The 15,932-nt window shown below is 38.7% G+C and carries 17 protein-coding genes; 8 read left to right on the top strand and 9 right to left on the bottom strand.

The window, feature by feature from the left end:
* Window positions 1-53 precede the first annotated feature (53 nt).
* The 9 genes from TES1_RS10695 to TES1_RS00040 form a co-directional block, all read right to left on the bottom strand.
* A complete protein-coding gene (locus tag TES1_RS10695) occupies window positions 54-620 on the bottom strand; it encodes a hypothetical protein (RefSeq protein WP_051408146.1) in 567 nt (188 codons plus the stop codon).
* A gap of 43 nt (window positions 621-663) precedes the next feature.
* Window positions 664-996, bottom strand: a complete 333-nt coding sequence (locus tag TES1_RS00010) for a PIN domain-containing protein (protein WP_042679059.1) — start codon at window positions 994-996, stop codon at window positions 664-666.
* Window positions 971-1,147 (bottom strand): DUF3684 domain-containing protein, encoded by a 177-nt coding sequence (locus TES1_RS11010; protein ID WP_144080580.1) that lies wholly within the window; start codon window positions 1,145-1,147, stop codon window positions 971-973. The genes TES1_RS00010 and TES1_RS11010 overlap by 26 nt, the downstream gene beginning before the upstream one ends.
* 215 nt (window positions 1,148-1,362) lie before the next feature.
* On the bottom strand, window positions 1,363-1,695 hold the full coding sequence (locus TES1_RS00015) for a type II toxin-antitoxin system VapC family toxin (protein ID WP_042679061.1): 333 nt from the start codon (window positions 1,693-1,695) through the stop codon (window positions 1,363-1,365).
* The gene (locus TES1_RS00020; protein WP_042679063.1) at window positions 1,659-1,940 is read right to left on the bottom strand and encodes a hypothetical protein; all 282 of its coding nucleotides are present in this window, start codon (window positions 1,938-1,940) and stop codon (window positions 1,659-1,661) included. The genes TES1_RS00015 and TES1_RS00020 overlap by 37 nt, the downstream gene beginning before the upstream one ends.
* A gap of 138 nt (window positions 1,941-2,078) precedes the next feature.
* Window positions 2,079-3,368 (bottom strand): DUF58 domain-containing protein, encoded by a 1,290-nt coding sequence (locus TES1_RS00025; protein ID WP_042679066.1) that lies wholly within the window; start codon window positions 3,366-3,368, stop codon window positions 2,079-2,081.
* Window positions 3,365-4,294 (bottom strand): AAA family ATPase, encoded by a 930-nt coding sequence (locus tag TES1_RS00030; protein ID WP_042679068.1) that lies wholly within the window; start codon window positions 4,292-4,294, stop codon window positions 3,365-3,367. Before TES1_RS00030 ends, TES1_RS00025 begins: the two co-directional genes overlap by 4 nt.
* Window position 4,295: 1 nt before the next feature.
* On the bottom strand, window positions 4,296-5,306 hold the full coding sequence (locus TES1_RS00035) for a DUF4350 domain-containing protein (RefSeq protein WP_042679070.1): 1,011 nt from the start codon (window positions 5,304-5,306) through the stop codon (window positions 4,296-4,298).
* Entirely contained in the window at window positions 5,303-7,243 is a 1,941-nt protein-coding gene (locus tag TES1_RS00040; RefSeq protein ID WP_042679071.1) for a hypothetical protein, read from the bottom strand. The genes TES1_RS00035 and TES1_RS00040 overlap by 4 nt, the downstream gene beginning before the upstream one ends.
* 69 nt (window positions 7,244-7,312) lie before the next feature.
* On the opposite strand from TES1_RS00040, the gene TES1_RS00045 reads away from it, so the two are divergent.
* The 8 genes from TES1_RS00045 (at window position 7,313) to TES1_RS00080 (ending at window position 15,906) form a co-directional block, all read left to right on the top strand.
* Window positions 7,313-8,071: a hypothetical protein gene (locus tag TES1_RS00045; RefSeq protein WP_042679072.1), complete on the top strand. Its 759-nt coding sequence runs from the start codon at window positions 7,313-7,315 to the stop codon at window positions 8,069-8,071.
* Window positions 8,062-8,304 (top strand): hypothetical protein, encoded by a 243-nt coding sequence (locus tag TES1_RS00050; protein WP_042679074.1) that lies wholly within the window; start codon window positions 8,062-8,064, stop codon window positions 8,302-8,304. The genes TES1_RS00045 and TES1_RS00050 overlap by 10 nt, the downstream gene beginning before the upstream one ends.
* Window positions 8,305-8,309: 5 nt before the next feature.
* Window positions 8,310-9,296, top strand: a complete 987-nt coding sequence (locus TES1_RS00055; RefSeq protein ID WP_042679076.1) for a DUF1616 domain-containing protein — start codon at window positions 8,310-8,312, stop codon at window positions 9,294-9,296.
* A gap of 94 nt (window positions 9,297-9,390) precedes the next feature.
* Window positions 9,391-9,990 carry a TasA family protein gene (locus TES1_RS00060; RefSeq protein WP_042679078.1) on the top strand — a complete coding sequence of 200 codons (600 nt, stop codon included), beginning with the start codon at window positions 9,391-9,393 and terminating at the stop codon, window positions 9,988-9,990.
* Window positions 9,991-10,030: 40 nt separating this feature from the next.
* Window positions 10,031-10,831 (top strand): HAD-IIA family hydrolase, encoded by an 801-nt coding sequence (locus tag TES1_RS00065; RefSeq protein ID WP_042679080.1) that lies wholly within the window; start codon window positions 10,031-10,033, stop codon window positions 10,829-10,831.
* 44 nt (window positions 10,832-10,875) lie between these two features.
* Window positions 10,876-11,436, top strand: a complete 561-nt coding sequence (locus TES1_RS00070) for a ferritin family protein (RefSeq protein WP_051408148.1) — start codon at window positions 10,876-10,878, stop codon at window positions 11,434-11,436.
* A gap of 13 nt (window positions 11,437-11,449) precedes the next feature.
* Complete coding sequence (locus tag TES1_RS00075) at window positions 11,450-11,899, top strand: ferritin family protein (RefSeq protein WP_042679084.1); 450 nt, start codon at window positions 11,450-11,452, stop codon at window positions 11,897-11,899.
* Between the two features lie 179 nt (window positions 11,900-12,078).
* Entirely contained in the window at window positions 12,079-15,906 is a 3,828-nt protein-coding gene (locus TES1_RS00080) for an adenosylcobalamin-dependent ribonucleoside-diphosphate reductase (RefSeq protein ID WP_042679086.1), read from the top strand.
* Window positions 15,907-15,932 lie beyond the last annotated feature (26 nt).

A 15,932-nucleotide genomic window follows, 5' to 3' on the forward strand; every position in this document is an offset into this window, starting at 1 on the left:
GAGTCAATTAATAAACTTTTTGGAATAGTTAGGTGATGAAAGTAAACTGTTTTTTAGCTTTTTATTCGCAGCTCGAACTTAACTTTTCTCAAATTCCTAATTTCTTTTAGTATCAGCAGTATTGTAAATCCAGTGACTATGGAAACTTGATTCTCTGGGGTGTACAAATATGGATATTTTGTTTTCACAATCCATAGCATTGAAAGGAGCAGTATTGTACCAACGGCAACATCTCTTAAAGCTCTGAAGCTCAGCCTCTTTTCCCCGGCAATCAACAAAGCTGTTCCCACGAGTAAGAGATGCTCATACAGCAATCCGGCCGCTAAAACAACTACTCCGATGAGCTGGAGCAAATTAAACTTTATTTTAAGCTCAGCTCCGCTTAAAATTTCCCTAAGCACGGGTATTGAAGGAACAATGATCACCAGAGCTTTTAAAGATTCATATGAGATAAAATCCCTTACATGAATTTCACCAATCAGCAGAACTCCATAGAAGAAATATATCAGCAGAGCCAAATCCCTGCTCTTTCTTGAAACTAAATACGCCACAACCAGTAATATCACAGCCCATGCTTTGAACGCTATTCCCCCAATGAGTGAAGCTATCAGCCAGATCATTGGTCTAACCCCTTTAAATTGTGTGCATAGCAACCTGAGGTTTTCACATTCCTTTCATAGTCTCCTCTTTCAGTTTTTCAGCGCTGTCAATTAGTACTATTCCCTCTCTTTTGCAGGGATACTCAAAATCGTCGTCAAGTGAAACTAAATATTTAACCCCGTAGAACTTGCAAGTTGCTAAAATCAAAGCATCATTTGGGAGCAAACCATATTTATCAATTAAATCGCGAGAAATGCGGTAAACGAACTCGTTAGCTTCTAAAAACTTGAAAAGATTCTTGATTGTTAATTCTTGTAAGAGATTTCTTGCATTCGGATTTCCCTTTAGATGCTCAATTAAGACACTTGAATCAATAAAGGCTTGAAAGCTCTTCATATAGATCAACCTTCAGTTCTTTTGCAGATTTTTTAGTTTTAATTAATCCAAAAGTCTTGTCCAAAATATCTTTCCTCCTTTTCAGCTCATTGATCATTCTCTTTGCCTCTTCTTCAAGACCTTCAGGAACAACAACCGTTATTTCTCCCATTTTTATACCACCTAAATAGTTCTCCCTTAGTACGTTTGGTCAAAGACATTCATAAACTTTGCTGGGATTTCAGAGCTTCCGGAAGAGAAGATTAATAAAGTGAAGGGGATTCTTAAACTTCATTTAAATAATTTCAACACACTTTTTCAGCTATAAAGTTTTCAACCAGTTTATTTTATCTGTTCATCGATTAATTAGAGCCTCAACAATTGAAATCATTCTTTCACGATTTTTAATCTAGGGTAGGCTTTTTGGATAAAATTAAAGTGCTTATCCCGGGTTGCGATGGTGAGATCTCTGTTCAGGGCAACTGCAGCCATCAAAGCATCAACTGCCGGAACAGGAGTACCTCTCTCCACCATTGTCTGTGAAATCTCAATAGCAAGGAGATAATCATCTAACGATGGAGTTAAAACTATCAGGTCAAGTTCTGAACCTCTGGGAAACTCTACAAGATTCAGAATTGTCGTGTATCCTTTGAGCCTTTCAGATGACTTTATGGCGTTTATAATTACATTCGTGTCGTAAAGCTTTTTAGGCGCTTCCATTCTGCTTCCCTCGCTTTTTTGTAGTATTCTTCATATTTTTCAACTGGTGTTTCCTTAATCCTTTTTCTAAAATCGTTTCCAAGCATTTTGAGGAGCTCTTCGCTTGGGATTTCAAGCCCCCCTTTTTCCACTTTCTCCAGGTACTCTATTATTGCTTTCCTTGCAACTTCGCTCCACTTAATCTCTTTGTGTTTCTTCATCTTTTCGTATATTTCGGGAGGGATTGATAAGGTCATATTGGGCATGATATCACCAGTACTGACTATGTGTATTCACTTATTTAAGTGTTTTCACTACAATATTAAGAGGCTTGTGAAAAGAGAAAGTTTGATATTATTAAACCATAACAATGATGATGCTGTAGAAATTATTATACTTTGCCATTATTTCTCCATCCTCCTAACAATCTCCCTCAAATAATCGCTCGGTCCCAAATCTATCGTTGGAATTACTGAATTAAACTTCTTGACGGTCTTCTCCCTCTCCAAGTACTTCTCGTATAAGAACTTCAAAGTTTCTTCATCAAGCTTATCTGAATAAAACAGAATTGGATTTGGAGACAATATTATTCCCTTGTGCTTCTTTCTTATCATGAGCATTAACCTATAAAGCTGAGATGTGTTGCTCATCAGGTCTGTTATTAGAATTAGATAAGAAGGGCTCTTAATGTTCAGCAGAGCCTCTGCAACACTCCTTCTTTTCCTCGGAAAGAGCTTATCCAGAAACTTCCTACCTTTTTCACTGAATTTTACAGTTATGCTTCCTTTGAGGCTCAAAAGGCCTTTTTCTGGCTTAAACCTTATTGCGTTCCTTATTTTGTTGAGCTGCTCTCTTCCTCTTGAGGGCTTAATTACCTTGAATCTGTCATCCCAATAGATTATCATTCCAACCCTGTAATTCTTCTTCAGCAGCAGGGTTGCTAGATGCAGAGCTAAAGTTGATGCATAATCAATCTTTGCCCTCTTTATTCCTTTCCTCATTTCCCTTGTAGCATCCAGTACAATGTAGACATCACCCTCCCTTTCCTTTAAGAACTCCTTAACTATTAGCTTCCCTAAACGTGAGCTCGCTTTCCAGTCTATCCTCCTCAAGTCATCTCCTGGCAGATACTCCCTCAGTCCATAGAGCTCCATACTCTCTAAACCTAAAAGAATGCTCTTCTTATATACTTCGCTGATCTTAAAGTTGTAATCTTCCTTGGCTGCTTCCCTTATGGAATCCACAGAAGGTAAAACTTCAATCTTGTACTTTCCAAGGACAATCTCTTCAAAATACAATTCACTCAAGTCATAAACATAAATTTTAGTCAGCAGCTCGTACTCTCCCTTCTTCTCCGGGATTACGGAATACTCTATGGATTTCTCTTCGCCAGGTTTTAGAACAACTTCATCAGGGATTTTAACTTTAACTTCCTTAGGAGCTTCTTCTTTTACTTTAACCTTGAGGGCACTTCCCAGATTTTTAACTTTCAGAACAACTCTGCACCTCTTCCCTTCTTCCAAGCTTCTCTCATATATCCTAGAAACCTCAACCTTTGGATTGAACCTTCTCTGAGAATAAATAATGTACGCACTAATACCCAGCCCAAAGATGGCACTGAATACATTACTTGCTAAATATCCATGCAGGAAGCTCAGCCCAGCTAGAGTCCACAGCACATCTTCCCTGTTCATACTGGCACCTCAACACTATCAAGGATTTCCTTAACTATGTCTTCGCTCTTCACTCCTTCGAGCTCATATTCCGCTCTAACTATGAGCCTGTGAGCCAGAACATTAACGGCAACTTCTTTTATGTCATCTGGAATCACATAATCCCTTCCTCTCAGAAATGCGAGGGCCTTTGAGGCATAAAGCAGATGTTCAGCAGCTCTTGGTGATGCCCCCACTAAAAGCCTTTCGTCTTTCCTTGTTCTCGTTACTATTTCATAGAGATAGTTCAGCACAGCCTCGCTTGTTTTAACTTTCTTGGCCTCCTTTATGAGGGCCAGTATCTGTGCAGGGGTGAATATCTGCTTGACTTCTCTGAAATCTCCCTTATCCTTTCTCAGCAACATGATGATTTCCTCGTCTCTGTTTGGGTATCCAACTTTTATTTGAAGCATGAATCTATCAACTTGAGCCTCTGGGAGGTTGTAAACTCCCTCGAACTCAAGCGGATTCTTGGTTGCTATCACTAGGAATGGCTGTGGCAGAGGTATTGTTTTGCCTTCTATTGTGACCTGCCTTTCCTGCATTGCCTCAAGTAAAGCAGACTGTGTCTTTGGCTGGGCTCTGTTTATTTCATCAGCTAGCACAATGTTAGCAAATATTGGACCTTTTTTGATTTTGAATTTTCCATCACGCTGATCATAGTATACAGTTCCGAGTATGTCAGCAGGAAGCAAATCCGGAGTGAGCTGGATTCTCGAAAACTCCAGGCCTGTAGCATTTGCAAAGCTCTTTGCAATTGTTGTTTTTGCAACTCCGGGGATTCCCTCAAGAATGACGTGACCCTCAGCCAGCAGTGCAACGGCTAAAAGCTCTATAACATCATCCTTACCAACAACAGCGTTATGCATTTCCTTTTTGAGCTTTTCAAGGAATTCTTTTCCGTTCATTTTAATCACCTAACTTTTTGCCGGTTGTTATTTCTCTTATTATCTTTTTCAAAATTTTTTCATCATAACCCTCATTTTTCAATTCCTCTATTATATCCTCTAAACTCTTCTCTTTTTCTTTAAAGAATTTGTCTAATAGGAAGGTTATTGTTCCGTTGAAAATTCCTACAGCGGCACCGCTTTCAATGAACAAAGCAAGGACTGCAACAATTAAAACAACATAAAATGCCTTCACTCTATCTAAACTTCTGTGTATGACTAAGGTTCCAATATGGTAGGGATTGAAGTTAGAATGATGTGCCTCGTCGATATATATCACATCCGAGTGTATGTAATCGGCAAAGTTCCTTATGAATGCCTCATTTTCGTCAAACATGTCATTTATAAAAACACTGGGATCTGAAAATAGGACTATTCTGCCTTTTCCATACTCTATCTCTGTCATTATTGGGTATTCTCTTTGATTTTTACCAAGCAGAGTTACTTTGCTCGTGTATATCTTTCCTTCTGCGTTTAATATAGCTGAAGGGACGTTCAAAATCAGCTTATCAACTCCAGCTCCGAGTTTGGGATCTAAAATCCTCACCAGCTCTGGAAAGTTGTAGTTTTTTGAGTAAAACACATCAATGAAACCTACTCTTGAAAATCTTGCTGTTAAGTTCAGCCCGTTCAATATCCGATTCCCTGTTCCAAAATCGTCTATCAACACTAAAGTTCCACCATTTTCCAGGAATTTTCTAATCTTCTCTATCTCAAGGTTTGAATAGCCCATGTCCGGCCCAATAATTAAAAGAGTTCCATTCATTTTCTCAAAATCTACCACATTAAAGGAAGATATTATCGGCACTATCTCTGATTTCTCATACAGAAGCTTCCCGAACTTTGACACACCATTCCAGTTTGTATTAAAGACGCTGAAATCAGCACTTGAAGTGAAGATAGGGATTGATAAGGGCATTATTAGGAGGAATATTCCGAAGGCTATCAGCAAACCATATATTACCCTTCTCATAACTCTCCCCTCACTATGAAGGAGACTATTATCCTTCCGGCGGATTTTATGTACTCAATTATCTCATTTCTTTTCAGTCTCTTCCTTCCATAAAAGTACTTCTCATGGAGTTGTGTGAGTCTTTCCAAATCATAGGAAAAGCTTTCATTTCGGAGCTTTCTTAATAATTCCCGGGGAGTCAAAGTTGGCTTTAGGTTATAATAGCTAATCAACTTGTAATAAACTTCTCTGTAAATATCGCGAAGTCTCTTGACTTTTTTACCTTCTTCTTTGACTTCTAACGCTTCCAAGGACTTAATAAGTTCCACAAACTCTTCATCACTTATTCCTTTTCTCCGCTCTTTCCTAGAGGATACAAAAACATAAATTACGAGGAGAGATATAAAAGCCAGTGCAATTATTAGAATTTCCCTAAAACTGTATTTGATGACACTAATTTTCAAAAGATTTGACCTAGCTGGAGCATAGTACTCGTCTCCAGGGAAATAGGCATAAATCTCGTGGGTTCCAGTGCTGTTGAAGCGCAGTTTAAAACCAAAGACGGTTTTAGTCAGCCACTGCTGATACAGCTTGCCATCAACATAGACTGAGATTAAAATTGGTCTTTTCGCTCCCTTTACCTCACCGAAGATATAGAGTTCTTGTCCTATTTTAACTCTGGCTTTATCAGTTTTTATTTTTATATCGATGGGATATCTCATAAAGTAAACATTCAAAGATGCAGAGCTCCCAGCATATATTTCGTTTCCTAGATAAGTGACATTAACTAAATATCTCCCTTCTTTTTTTCTGCTTACCTCAAAGGAAAAGCTTCCATTTTTCAGTGTTTTTAAGGTAAACTTTTTCCCGTCGAAATTTACCCTGATTTCTTGAGCTCCAACAGGATTTCGGTAATAATCCAAGAGAATTCCCTCTATCTTAAGCTTTTGATCAACGTATGCACTTTTTTCCGATGAGAGAATCAAACTTGTCGGGATCTTTGAAACATTTATCAGAAGAATATTTGAAGTTTCTAATTTGCCCTCCTTCATTCCAGTTGCGAAGACTTTATAACTTCCGACTTGTTTGAAAACATGCTTGAGTGAAAAATAGTTGTTCTCAATTGGAACTGTAAATGATTCATTCCCTATGTGTATTTCAACCTCATTAAATCCAAGGGCATATCCATAAAAGGTGACGCTCTCATAAACGAAGGGATTGAGTTTTGAAGCATAGATAGTTAGTTGCTTTGGAATTGGGATTATTTTGTTTTTTTCTAGGAATTCTTTTGTATCTACTGGTTTTCCTGTTTTCTCTTCTTCTCTTTTGATAAGTTTCTGTAACTCTTCCGGGGGCAACACCTTGTAGGCACTGAGAGTCTTCTCATAAACTAGATACACCCTCTTTATTTCTTCTAGCTTTTCTCTAAGCTGAGTGGTGTCCAGCTTCACAGTAATGTTGTTTTCATCGAGAAATTCCAGCACGTCTATTTCATCCAAAGCTTCCTCTGAGAGTGAAATACCCTCTTTTATGAGATTTAAACCTTTGGTGGCGTTCATATAGGCGTAGTAATCCTTCTCCAGTTTTACTTTTTCAATGTTATCTAGGAAAATCTTCTGCCCTTCTGCGATCTCTTTAATTCCCTCTCCTAACTTCAGAAAAGGAGGCAAGTATTTTTCGATTTTACTTTCAATTCCCATTGTTTTGTAAAATTCGACTTCTTCTTTTGTCATGTTGAGTCTTTCTTCTAGCTTTAGGGCATAGTTTATTGACTCATTATTTTCATTTATGATATTGTCCAGAGTAATGCCAGAATATAGCAAGATTGATTTTAAATAAATGTAAATGCCTTTGTCATTTTCACTCGCACTTTCATAAGGAACATGTCTATCTAGAGCCAACCCTAAGCCGTTTACAGCAATGAGGATGATTATCATAAAAACCAAAACTCTCTTCATTTTCCTCAACTTCAAAAGAGAATGGTAAACATTTTAAAGTTAATGGTTATAAAAGGGAGGGGAAAAGACATGAAGGTTGAACGTTTAACAAGTTTGATTCTAATCATGATAGGCTTAGGTATCTTGATATATGGTGCTGTGCATGCTAACCAAACCCAAGTTAATTTGGGGCTTGCTGGGATCTTTTTGGGCATTATAGTCTTCACTTTTAAAACATCTGAGTATGTAAAGAGGGAATCTTTAGACAATTTGGTTTTCCCCTATGTTAAAATGCTTCAAAAGATTGTTAGGGATTTGGGATTAGAAGGAAAGGCGGTATATATCCCCCCATATGAAAATTTGCCTGAAGGTGGGACTTTCATTCCCCTCCATGAAGAATTTGACTTAGATCTGGGAAGATTAGATGAAGAAACAGTTTTTCTAACAAATGTGGGCAATGAGAGACAGATGGGCCTTTCAATTAGGCCTCTAGGCTTGGACCTTCTCAGGAAATATGAAGAGCACCTGGAGTATTCCCTTGAGAACTCGAATTATAAGGAAGTGGAAAGCGTATCTTCTTCTGTTTTACGAGCTTTAGGACTTGCCAATACTTTATACATTGAAGAGCAAAACAATAGCTTCAGGATAATTGTATCTCCTACCAACAAGGACATCTGCAAAAAGAACATAGAGCACTGCGATCAGATAGCGTGTCCAATATGTTCCTCAATATTGTTAAGTCTCGCTAAGGCAACCAATGAGGTAATAATGAGCGAGAAGTTCTCATTTGGCAAACATGGAATTGAGATAAAAGCTAAGAGGCTCGGAGGGATTAGAGAGTGGATGTAGAGGATTATATTGTTCTCTTCCTATCTTTCTGGATTTTAATCTCTGCTTTAGCAACGAAAACTGTTGATGTATTCTTGACGTTAACATTGATAGGTCTCCTCATAACTTTGGAAGTTGGGGGATTATTCTTGAGCAAAGAGCAGAAAGAAAATATGAAGCCAATAGTCGAGCTTTTGCTGTTTATATTTGCATTGATTGTTATGAAAAAGGTGTATGAAGTATTATCAGGGTGAAGGCAATGAAGTGGAAAGATTACTGGGATTTAATAACAATTATTGCTCTTTCACTTCTGTTAGATTTCCTCATAGCATTTTTCCCGGACAGCTTGCTTAGAAAAGCCTTGGGCTTGGCATTTGTCCTCTTCTTTCCTGGTTATGTCTTTATAACAGCCCTCTTCCCAAATAGGAAAGAGCTTGACAACCTCGAGCGCTTGGCTTTGAGCTTTGGGTTGAGCATAGCAATCGTTCCCCTCATAGGCTTGGGCTTGAACTACACACCCTGGGGAATAAGATTAATTCCAATATTGGTCAGCTTAACGATATTCAACTTAGCATTTGGAGTTTTGGCAATCTACAGGAGAGCAAAAGCAATTGATCCGTGGATTCCAAGGATTGACATCGAAAAGCTCAAAGAAGAGCTCGAATGGGACAAAGCAAGCAAATTGGACAAAGCTTTGACAGTAATTTTGATAGTCGCAATAATTTCTTCAATTGCAACTCTCGGTTATGTTATAACCCATCCGAAGCCTGGAGAAAAGTTCACTGAATTTTACATCCTCGGCCCAAATGGAAAAGCTGCTGATTATCCAACGGAGCTCTTTGTTGGAGAGAATGCAACCGTCATTTTGGGAATAGCCAACCATGAATATAGAAACGTCACCTATTATGTTGAAGTCTGGCTTGTTAACTTAACCTATGATTTCAATACAAACACCACTCATATTTACAACATGTATCTCCTCGACCGCTTCAACGTTACTCTACCTCATAAACCAGTGAACATTGAAGGTAATTGGACACCTCAGTGGGAAATGAACTATACATTCAGCATTGATAAGCTTGGAAAATGGCAGCTCTGGTTTTTGCTCTTCAAAGATAAGGAACCTCCTTTGCCTCAGCCAATAAACGGCGACTATGCCCAAACAAATGCAACTCAGAGAATCCTTGATGCCATTGATGGAAAGATACTGAGCTTAAAGCTGAACATTGAAGTTAAGAAAATTTAATTCTTTTTGAATTTTATAGTCTCAAAATTACGAAATCTTTTTATATTGCTATTTTCTATTATTAATTGTAAGAAATTTGAATGGGTGAAGTTGTATGAGAAAAGTCTTAATGGTAGTGCTATTTGTTGGAATAATCTTAGGGGCAACAGGAATTCAAGTTGGAAATGCTCTTTTCAGTGACAAAAGCATCTCAGAAGACAATGAGATTTCAACCGGGGAATTTGATATCAGGATAAGCAAGGATGGAAGTAGATTCTATGATGATGTCAAGCTCTTTGAATTTTCCAATTTAAAGCCCGGTGACTCTAGAGAATTCAACTTCTATATAAAGAACAGTGGAGATATAAGTATCTCAACATTAATGCTTTCCTTCAACGTTGAGGATCTGGAAAATGGAAAATTGACAGATGCTGAATCCCTTGTTGATAACACCACTGACACAGGTGAGCTGAGCAAGAACATAGTTATAACAAAACTCTCCGTAACAAAAGAAGGTCAAACCTACACATTGGATCAATACATTGGGAAATCACTGAAAGAGCTTAACAACCAACCAATTTCTTTGCTTAAAGAATCTTTAGCCCCAGAAGAGCAGCTTAAAGTTGCCATTGGCTTTAAGCTCAAAGAAGAGGCTGGAAATGAGTGTCAAACAGATACAGCAAGAATAACTTTAAACATTTATGCCGAGCAGTGAATTTTTAAACCCTCTCCTCCTTTCTCTTTTGGTGTTGGCAATGCTTGGTATAATTTTTGATATGGACGGTGTGATTTATAGAGGAAACACTCTCATTGAAGGAGCCAAAGAAGTGATTGAGTATTTAAAATCAAAGAACATTCCCTTTGTATTTCTTACGAATAACTCCACTAGAAATGCGGAGATGTATAGAGAAAAACTCTTCAGTTTGGGAATTGATGTTGAAGAAGAGCGAATAATCACTTCTGGCTATGCAACCGCTCGCTATATGCAAAAGCACTTTAAAAAAGGCAAAGTTTTTGTAATTGGAGGAAAAGGTCTCGTTGAAGAAATTAAAAACATTGGCTGGGAGATAATAAGCGTTGAAGATGCTAAAGAGAGATGGAAAGAAATAGACTATGTTGTTGTGGGACTTGATACACAGCTGACTTATGAGAAGTTAAAGTATGGAACTTTAGCAATTAGAAACGGTGCAAGGTTCATTGGAACAAATCCAGATACAACTTACCCAAGCGAGGAAGGTCTCTTGCCTGGAGCTGGTTCAATTCTGGCAGCGTTAAAAGCGTCAACAGATGTTGAACCTTTAGTAATTGGAAAGCCAAATGAGCCTGTTTTTGAAGTGGTTAAAGAAAAGCTCACCGCGGATGAAATCTGGGTTGTTGGTGACAGATTGGACACGGATATAGCATTTGCAAAGAGAATTGGGGCAAAAGCAATAATGGTTTTAACTGGTGTCAGCACTCTAGAGGATGTTGAAAAAAGTGAGATAAAACCCGATTTAGTTCTGCCAAGTATAAAAGAGCTTTTGGGGTATTTAGAAGTTCACAATGATAGTGGTTAAGTATTTTAACTTCAACTGCAATATTCTAAACGAGGGGAGCAATTGTGAAAGACTTTGAAATTGAGAACGAGGTTGATGAGAAAGTTAACAGAATTTTGCAAGAACTTATCAAGGAACCCATTGATAGAATACTCAGCTATGCATTAAAGGGTGAAGAAGATGCTGTGCAGCTTTACACATTTCTATCTGAAAAAATCAATGAACCACATGTAAAGATGAGATTCAAGCAGTTTGTTAAAAGTGAAGAGCAACATAGAGAGACAATTCTTGATATTCTCAAAGAACTGTCTCCTGACAAAAAGCCACAAAGTGTAAAAGATGAATCATGGTTCGAAATTTCTATTAGAGACAAATGGGAAATAAAATCTGTTGAGGACTACTTGGATATTTTGAAAATTGCTATAGAGGGTGAAAGGCTAGCTGAAAAAACATATACCTTCATTGCTCAGAACATTCCATATGAAAAATACAGGGAGATATTCTTTTCATTGGCTAAGGATGAGAAGGAGCATTATGACTTTGTAAAAAATCAGTATAACTTTTATAAAAGAGCAAGAGTTGCAGATGATATGCAAGATCTTTTAAATAGATTGTTAAAGGAGTAGTTCAGGTGATCCAATGAACATTCATAAGCTATTAAAGAAGATAATCGAGCAGGAAAATGAACTGTACAATCTATATAAGCTCGGCGAGACTTTTGCAGTTTATGAAAATCCCCAATTGGCTGAGCATTTCAACTGGTTAGCAAGTGAAGAGCTTAGACACAGAAACACCATCCAAACATTCCTTGAAGAAAAAACACTAGAAAACACCAAAGTCATTGACTATCTAGATGCACTGAGCATTGAGCCTTATTTCACTGATGAAAGAGCTGAACCAGCTGATCTGGAAGACTTGATACTTGAAGCTCTCATTAGGGAGAAGCACAGCTATGAGCTGTTCCAAAAGCTCAGTGAAATTTTAGAAGGATCCCTCTCCCAAATCTTTAGGATGATGAGTCATGAAGAACTTAAACATGCCTATGTGCTTAAGCTCATGTATGAAATGGTGGATCAACAATCTGGATAAATTATCCGACATATGCCTTTTTCTACCCCTTCCTTTTACGACAGAGTATCAGCATAATATTTGTCATCTTGGCAAACTAGATATGGGCAAGGTATATTTACCCCGATTCCCTAATCCTTAGCACTGATATTTCTACTAACACGCATAATAACGCTCAATAATGTGACAGGGGTGTTTATATGGCAGTTGAAAAAGTGATGAAAAGAGATGGAAGAATCGTTCCTTTTGATGAAGGACGTATAAAATGGGCCATACAAAGAGCAATGTGGGAAGTTGGAGTACGGGATGAGAAGCTTCTGGACAAAGTTGTCAAAGATGTCGTCAGCAGAATAAACGAGCTCTATGATGGAAAGATACCACACATTGAGAATATTCAGGATATTGTGGAGCTTGAGCTAATGCGCAACGGTCTCTTTGATGTTGCTAAGGCTTACATTATTTACAGAAAGAAAAAGGCGGAAATCAGAGAAGAAAAGAAGAAGATACTCAACAAAGATAAGCTTGATGACATTGATAAGCGCTTTTCTATTAACGCCTTGAGAGTTTTAGCCAGCAGATATTTGAAGAGGAATGAGGAAGGAAAGATAATTGAAAGTCCTCGTGAATTGTTTGAGAGAGTTGCTATTCTCGCTGTAATTCCAGATTTGCTTTATGATGATAGAGTTTTCTCTAAAGAAGGAGGGTTTGTTCAGGATTTAAAGAGGGTTGACTACTATAGGGAACGCCTTGATGAATTTGATAAAAAGCTGAGTATTGGAAGATTTAAACTCAATAAGTACCACTTTGAGAGGCTTCTTTCGCTTTATCAGGAGCTTGCAGAAAAGGGGCAGATGAAGGTCAGCATTGATGAGATAGTTAGAATGCTTGAAAACGGTGCTTTTGATAAGTATGAGGATGAAGTTGAAGAGTATTTCCGCTTAATGACAAACCAAGTTTTCATGCCAAATACTCCAGCGCTCATAAATGCGGGCAGACCTCTGGGAATGCTCTCTGCTTGTTTCGTTGTCCCGATCGAGGATGATATGGAGAGCATAATGAAAGCAGCACATGATGTTGCTATGATACAGAAAATGGGTGGAGGTACTGGAGTTAATTTCTCAAAACTCCGCCCAGAGGGAGATTTAGTTGGAACAACAACTGGGGCAGCCAGTGGGCCTGTCAGTTTTATGCACCTCATAGATGGGGTTAGCGATGTAATAAAGCAAGGAGGGGTTCGTAGAGGAGCAAATATGGGAATTCTTGAGGTATGGCACCCAGACATTGAGAAGTTCATCCATGCAAAAGAGAAAAACATTGGAACCAATGTCTTGAGCAACTTCAACATTAGTGTGGGCATTTGGGAGGACTTCTGGGAGGCTTTAAAGGAAGGAAAGAAGTACCCCTTAATCAATCCAAGAACTGGTAAGAAAGTTAGAGAAGTTGATCCTAAAGCTCTCTTTGAAGAGTTGGCTTACATGGCATGGGCAAAAGCTGATCCCGGTGTCGTGTTCTTTGACATAATCAACAAGAGAAACGTTCTTGAAAAGGCGAAAGGTGGAAAGATAAGGGCAACCAATCCCTGTGTTGTTGGAGATACGAGGATTTTAACACCTAGTGGATATCTCAAGATTAAAGAGCTCTTTAAGATTGCAAAAGAGAAGAACGAAGAAAAAGTTGTCGCAGTTGAGGGAATAACTGAAGAAGGGGAGGAATTTGCATATCCAATAACAATCTTACTTCCAAATGAAGAAGAAAAGAAGAACATTATTTACGAAACTGTTCAGGGAAAACAGCTTGCTATAGCAGATCCCATTGAAGTCAAAGCCTATGTCTGGAAAGTTGGAAGGAAGAAGGTAGCGAGAATAAAAACAAAGGAAGGCTATGAACTAACAGCAACTCTTGATCACAAGGTAATGACAAAAGATGGCTGGAAAGCAGTTGAAGATCTCAAAGAGGGCGATTTAATAGCTTTGCCAAGATTTGAGGTTGAGAATGGTTTTGGAAGCGAGAGTATTGGTGAGGATTTGGCTTTCGCCTTGGGATGGTTCATCGGAGATGGGTACATTAACACAACCGACAAGAGGGTTTGGTTCTACTTCAACGCTGAAAAGGAAGAAGCCCTTGCTCAAAAAATCGCCGAAATACTTAAGAAGCACTTCGGCTCGAAGGCTGAACCGCACAGATATGGAAGTGAAATCAAGCTTGGAGTAAGAGGCGAAGCATACAAATTCTTTGAGGAAATTGTTAAAACCAACGAAAAGAGAGTCCCAGAAATTGTCTATCGCTTAAAGCCAAACGAGATCAGAGCATTTTTGAGAGGACTGTTCACGGCTGATGGTTACGTTGATAATGATAGTGCAATAAGGCTAACTTCAAGAGATAAAGAGCTTTTGAGGGACGTTCAAGATCTCCTATTGCTCTTCGGAATATTATCAAAGATTTATGAGAGACCTTACAAAGGTACATTTGAGTATACGACTAAAGATGGAGAAAAGAGGGTCTATGAAGCTCGGGGATATTATGAGCTTATTATAGCAAACTACAGCAGAAAGCTCTTTGCAGAAAAAATTGGCTTTGAAGGAGAAAAGCAGGAGAAGATAAGCCTCAAGAAAGTGAAGATTGACGAGCCTTATGTAAGAGTTGAAAGTATTGAGGTTCTTGGAGAAGAAATTGTCTATGATCTAACTGTTCCAGAAGTCCATACCTATATATCAAACGGCTTCATGAGTCACAATTGTGGCGAGGAACCTCTCTACGAATATGAATCCTGCAATCTAGCCTCTATAAACCTTGCAAAGTTCGTAAAATACGACGAGAGCGGAAAGCCGTACTTCGACTGGGACGAATATGCTTATGTCATTCAAAAGGTTGCCAAATACCTTGACAATTCAATTGACGTCAACAAGTTCCCGCTTCCAGAAATCGACTACAATACTAAGCTGACCAGAAGAATAGGCGTTGGAATGATGGGCTTAGCTGATGCTCTCTTCAAGCTCGGCATTCCATACAACAGCAAGGAAGGGTTTGACTTTATGAGGAAAGTCACTGAGTATCTCACATTTTACGCCTACAAATACTCGGTTGAGGCAGCAAAGAAGAGAGGAACGTTCCCATTATATGATAAGAGTGATTATCCTGAAGGAAAGCTCCCAGTTGAGGGTTTCTATCACAGGGAAATCTGGAATTTACCTTGGGATGAGCTTGCTGAGGAGATTAAGAAGTACGGAGTCAGAAATGCAATGGTCACAACTTGCCCACCAACAGGAAGCGTTAGCATGATTGCAGACACATCAAGCGGAATTGAGCCAATATTCGCTCTAGTTTACAAGAAGAGCGTAACCGTTGGCGAATTCTACTACGTTGATCCAGTGTTTGAAGCTGAACTCAAGAAGAGAGGCCTATACAGCGATGAACTGCTGGCAAAGATAAGCAACAATTATGGCTCAGTTCAAGGACTTGAGGAAATTCCAGAGGACATGCAGCGTGTGTTTGTTACAGCAATGGATGTTCACTGGCTTGATCACATTTTAGCTCAGGCATCAATACAACTCTGGCTTACGGATTCAGCAAGCAAGACCATAAACATGCCTAACGATGCAACAGTTGAGGATGTCAAAGCTGCTTATCTCTTGGCATACAAGCTGGGCTGTAAGGGTGTGACCGTTTACAGAGATGGTTCACTAAGCGTTCAGGTTTACAGCGTTGAGGGTGAAAGAAAGAAGAGAGTACCGGCAAAGCCGAGTGAATATGCAAAGAAAATCTTGAAGGAAATCGTCGAGAAAGAACCATGGCTTAGAAGGTTCATTGATGTTGAGGCAATACTCAATGGGACAAATGGAAAGAACAACGGTACAAACGGCTCATCATTTCAGCTTAATTTGACCATTGAGGTTCCTCATCAGAAGACTAGATCAAAAACATCTGAAGCACAAAGTGGTGTTTGCCCTGTTTGTGGTGCCAAAACTGTTTTTGAAAGTGGCTGCGAAGTTTGTAAGAACTGCGGCTGGAGCAAGTGTGTTATCTCCTGATTTTTTCTCTAACTTCTTAAAATTTC

The organism is Thermococcus paralvinellae (assembly GCF_000517445.1).
Classification (GTDB): domain Archaea; phylum Methanobacteriota_B; class Thermococci; order Thermococcales; family Thermococcaceae; genus Thermococcus_B; species Thermococcus_B paralvinellae.

What these genes read in the sequence shown, in the direction of transcription:
- TES1_RS00060 (WP_042679078.1), top strand. Translation starts at nt 9,391, where the DNA reads ATGAGAAAAGTCTTAATGGTAGTGCTATTTGTTGGAATAATCTTAGGG.
- TES1_RS11010 (WP_144080580.1), bottom strand. Translation starts at nt 1,147, where the DNA reads ATGGGAGAAATAACGGTTGTTGTTCCTGAAGGTCTTGAAGAAGAGGCA.
- TES1_RS00075 (WP_042679084.1), top strand. Translation starts at nt 11,450, where the DNA reads ATGAACATTCATAAGCTATTAAAGAAGATAATCGAGCAGGAAAATGAA.
- TES1_RS00080 (WP_042679086.1), top strand. Translation starts at nt 12,079, where the DNA reads ATGGCAGTTGAAAAAGTGATGAAAAGAGATGGAAGAATCGTTCCTTTT.
- TES1_RS10695 (WP_051408146.1), bottom strand. Translation starts at nt 620, where the DNA reads ATGATCTGGCTGATAGCTTCACTCATTGGGGGAATAGCGTTCAAAGCA.
- TES1_RS00045 (WP_042679072.1), top strand. Translation starts at nt 7,313, where the DNA reads ATGAAGGTTGAACGTTTAACAAGTTTGATTCTAATCATGATAGGCTTA.
- TES1_RS00030 (WP_042679068.1), bottom strand. Translation starts at nt 4,294, where the DNA reads ATGAACGGAAAAGAATTCCTTGAAAAGCTCAAAAAGGAAATGCATAAC.
- TES1_RS00065 (WP_042679080.1), top strand. Translation starts at nt 10,031, where the DNA reads ATGCTTGGTATAATTTTTGATATGGACGGTGTGATTTATAGAGGAAAC.
- TES1_RS00035 (WP_042679070.1), bottom strand. Translation starts at nt 5,306, where the DNA reads ATGAGAAGGGTAATATATGGTTTGCTGATAGCCTTCGGAATATTCCTC.
- TES1_RS00055 (WP_042679076.1), top strand. Translation starts at nt 8,310, where the DNA reads ATGAAGTGGAAAGATTACTGGGATTTAATAACAATTATTGCTCTTTCA.
- TES1_RS00040 (WP_042679071.1), bottom strand. Translation starts at nt 7,243, where the DNA reads ATGAAGAGAGTTTTGGTTTTTATGATAATCATCCTCATTGCTGTAAAC.
- TES1_RS00020 (WP_042679063.1), bottom strand. Translation starts at nt 1,940, where the DNA reads ATGCCCAATATGACCTTATCAATCCCTCCCGAAATATACGAAAAGATG.
- TES1_RS00010 (WP_042679059.1), bottom strand. Translation starts at nt 996, where the DNA reads ATGAAGAGCTTTCAAGCCTTTATTGATTCAAGTGTCTTAATTGAGCAT.
- TES1_RS00025 (WP_042679066.1), bottom strand. Translation starts at nt 3,368, where the DNA reads ATGAACAGGGAAGATGTGCTGTGGACTCTAGCTGGGCTGAGCTTCCTG.
- TES1_RS00015 (WP_042679061.1), bottom strand. Translation starts at nt 1,695, where the DNA reads ATGGAAGCGCCTAAAAAGCTTTACGACACGAATGTAATTATAAACGCC.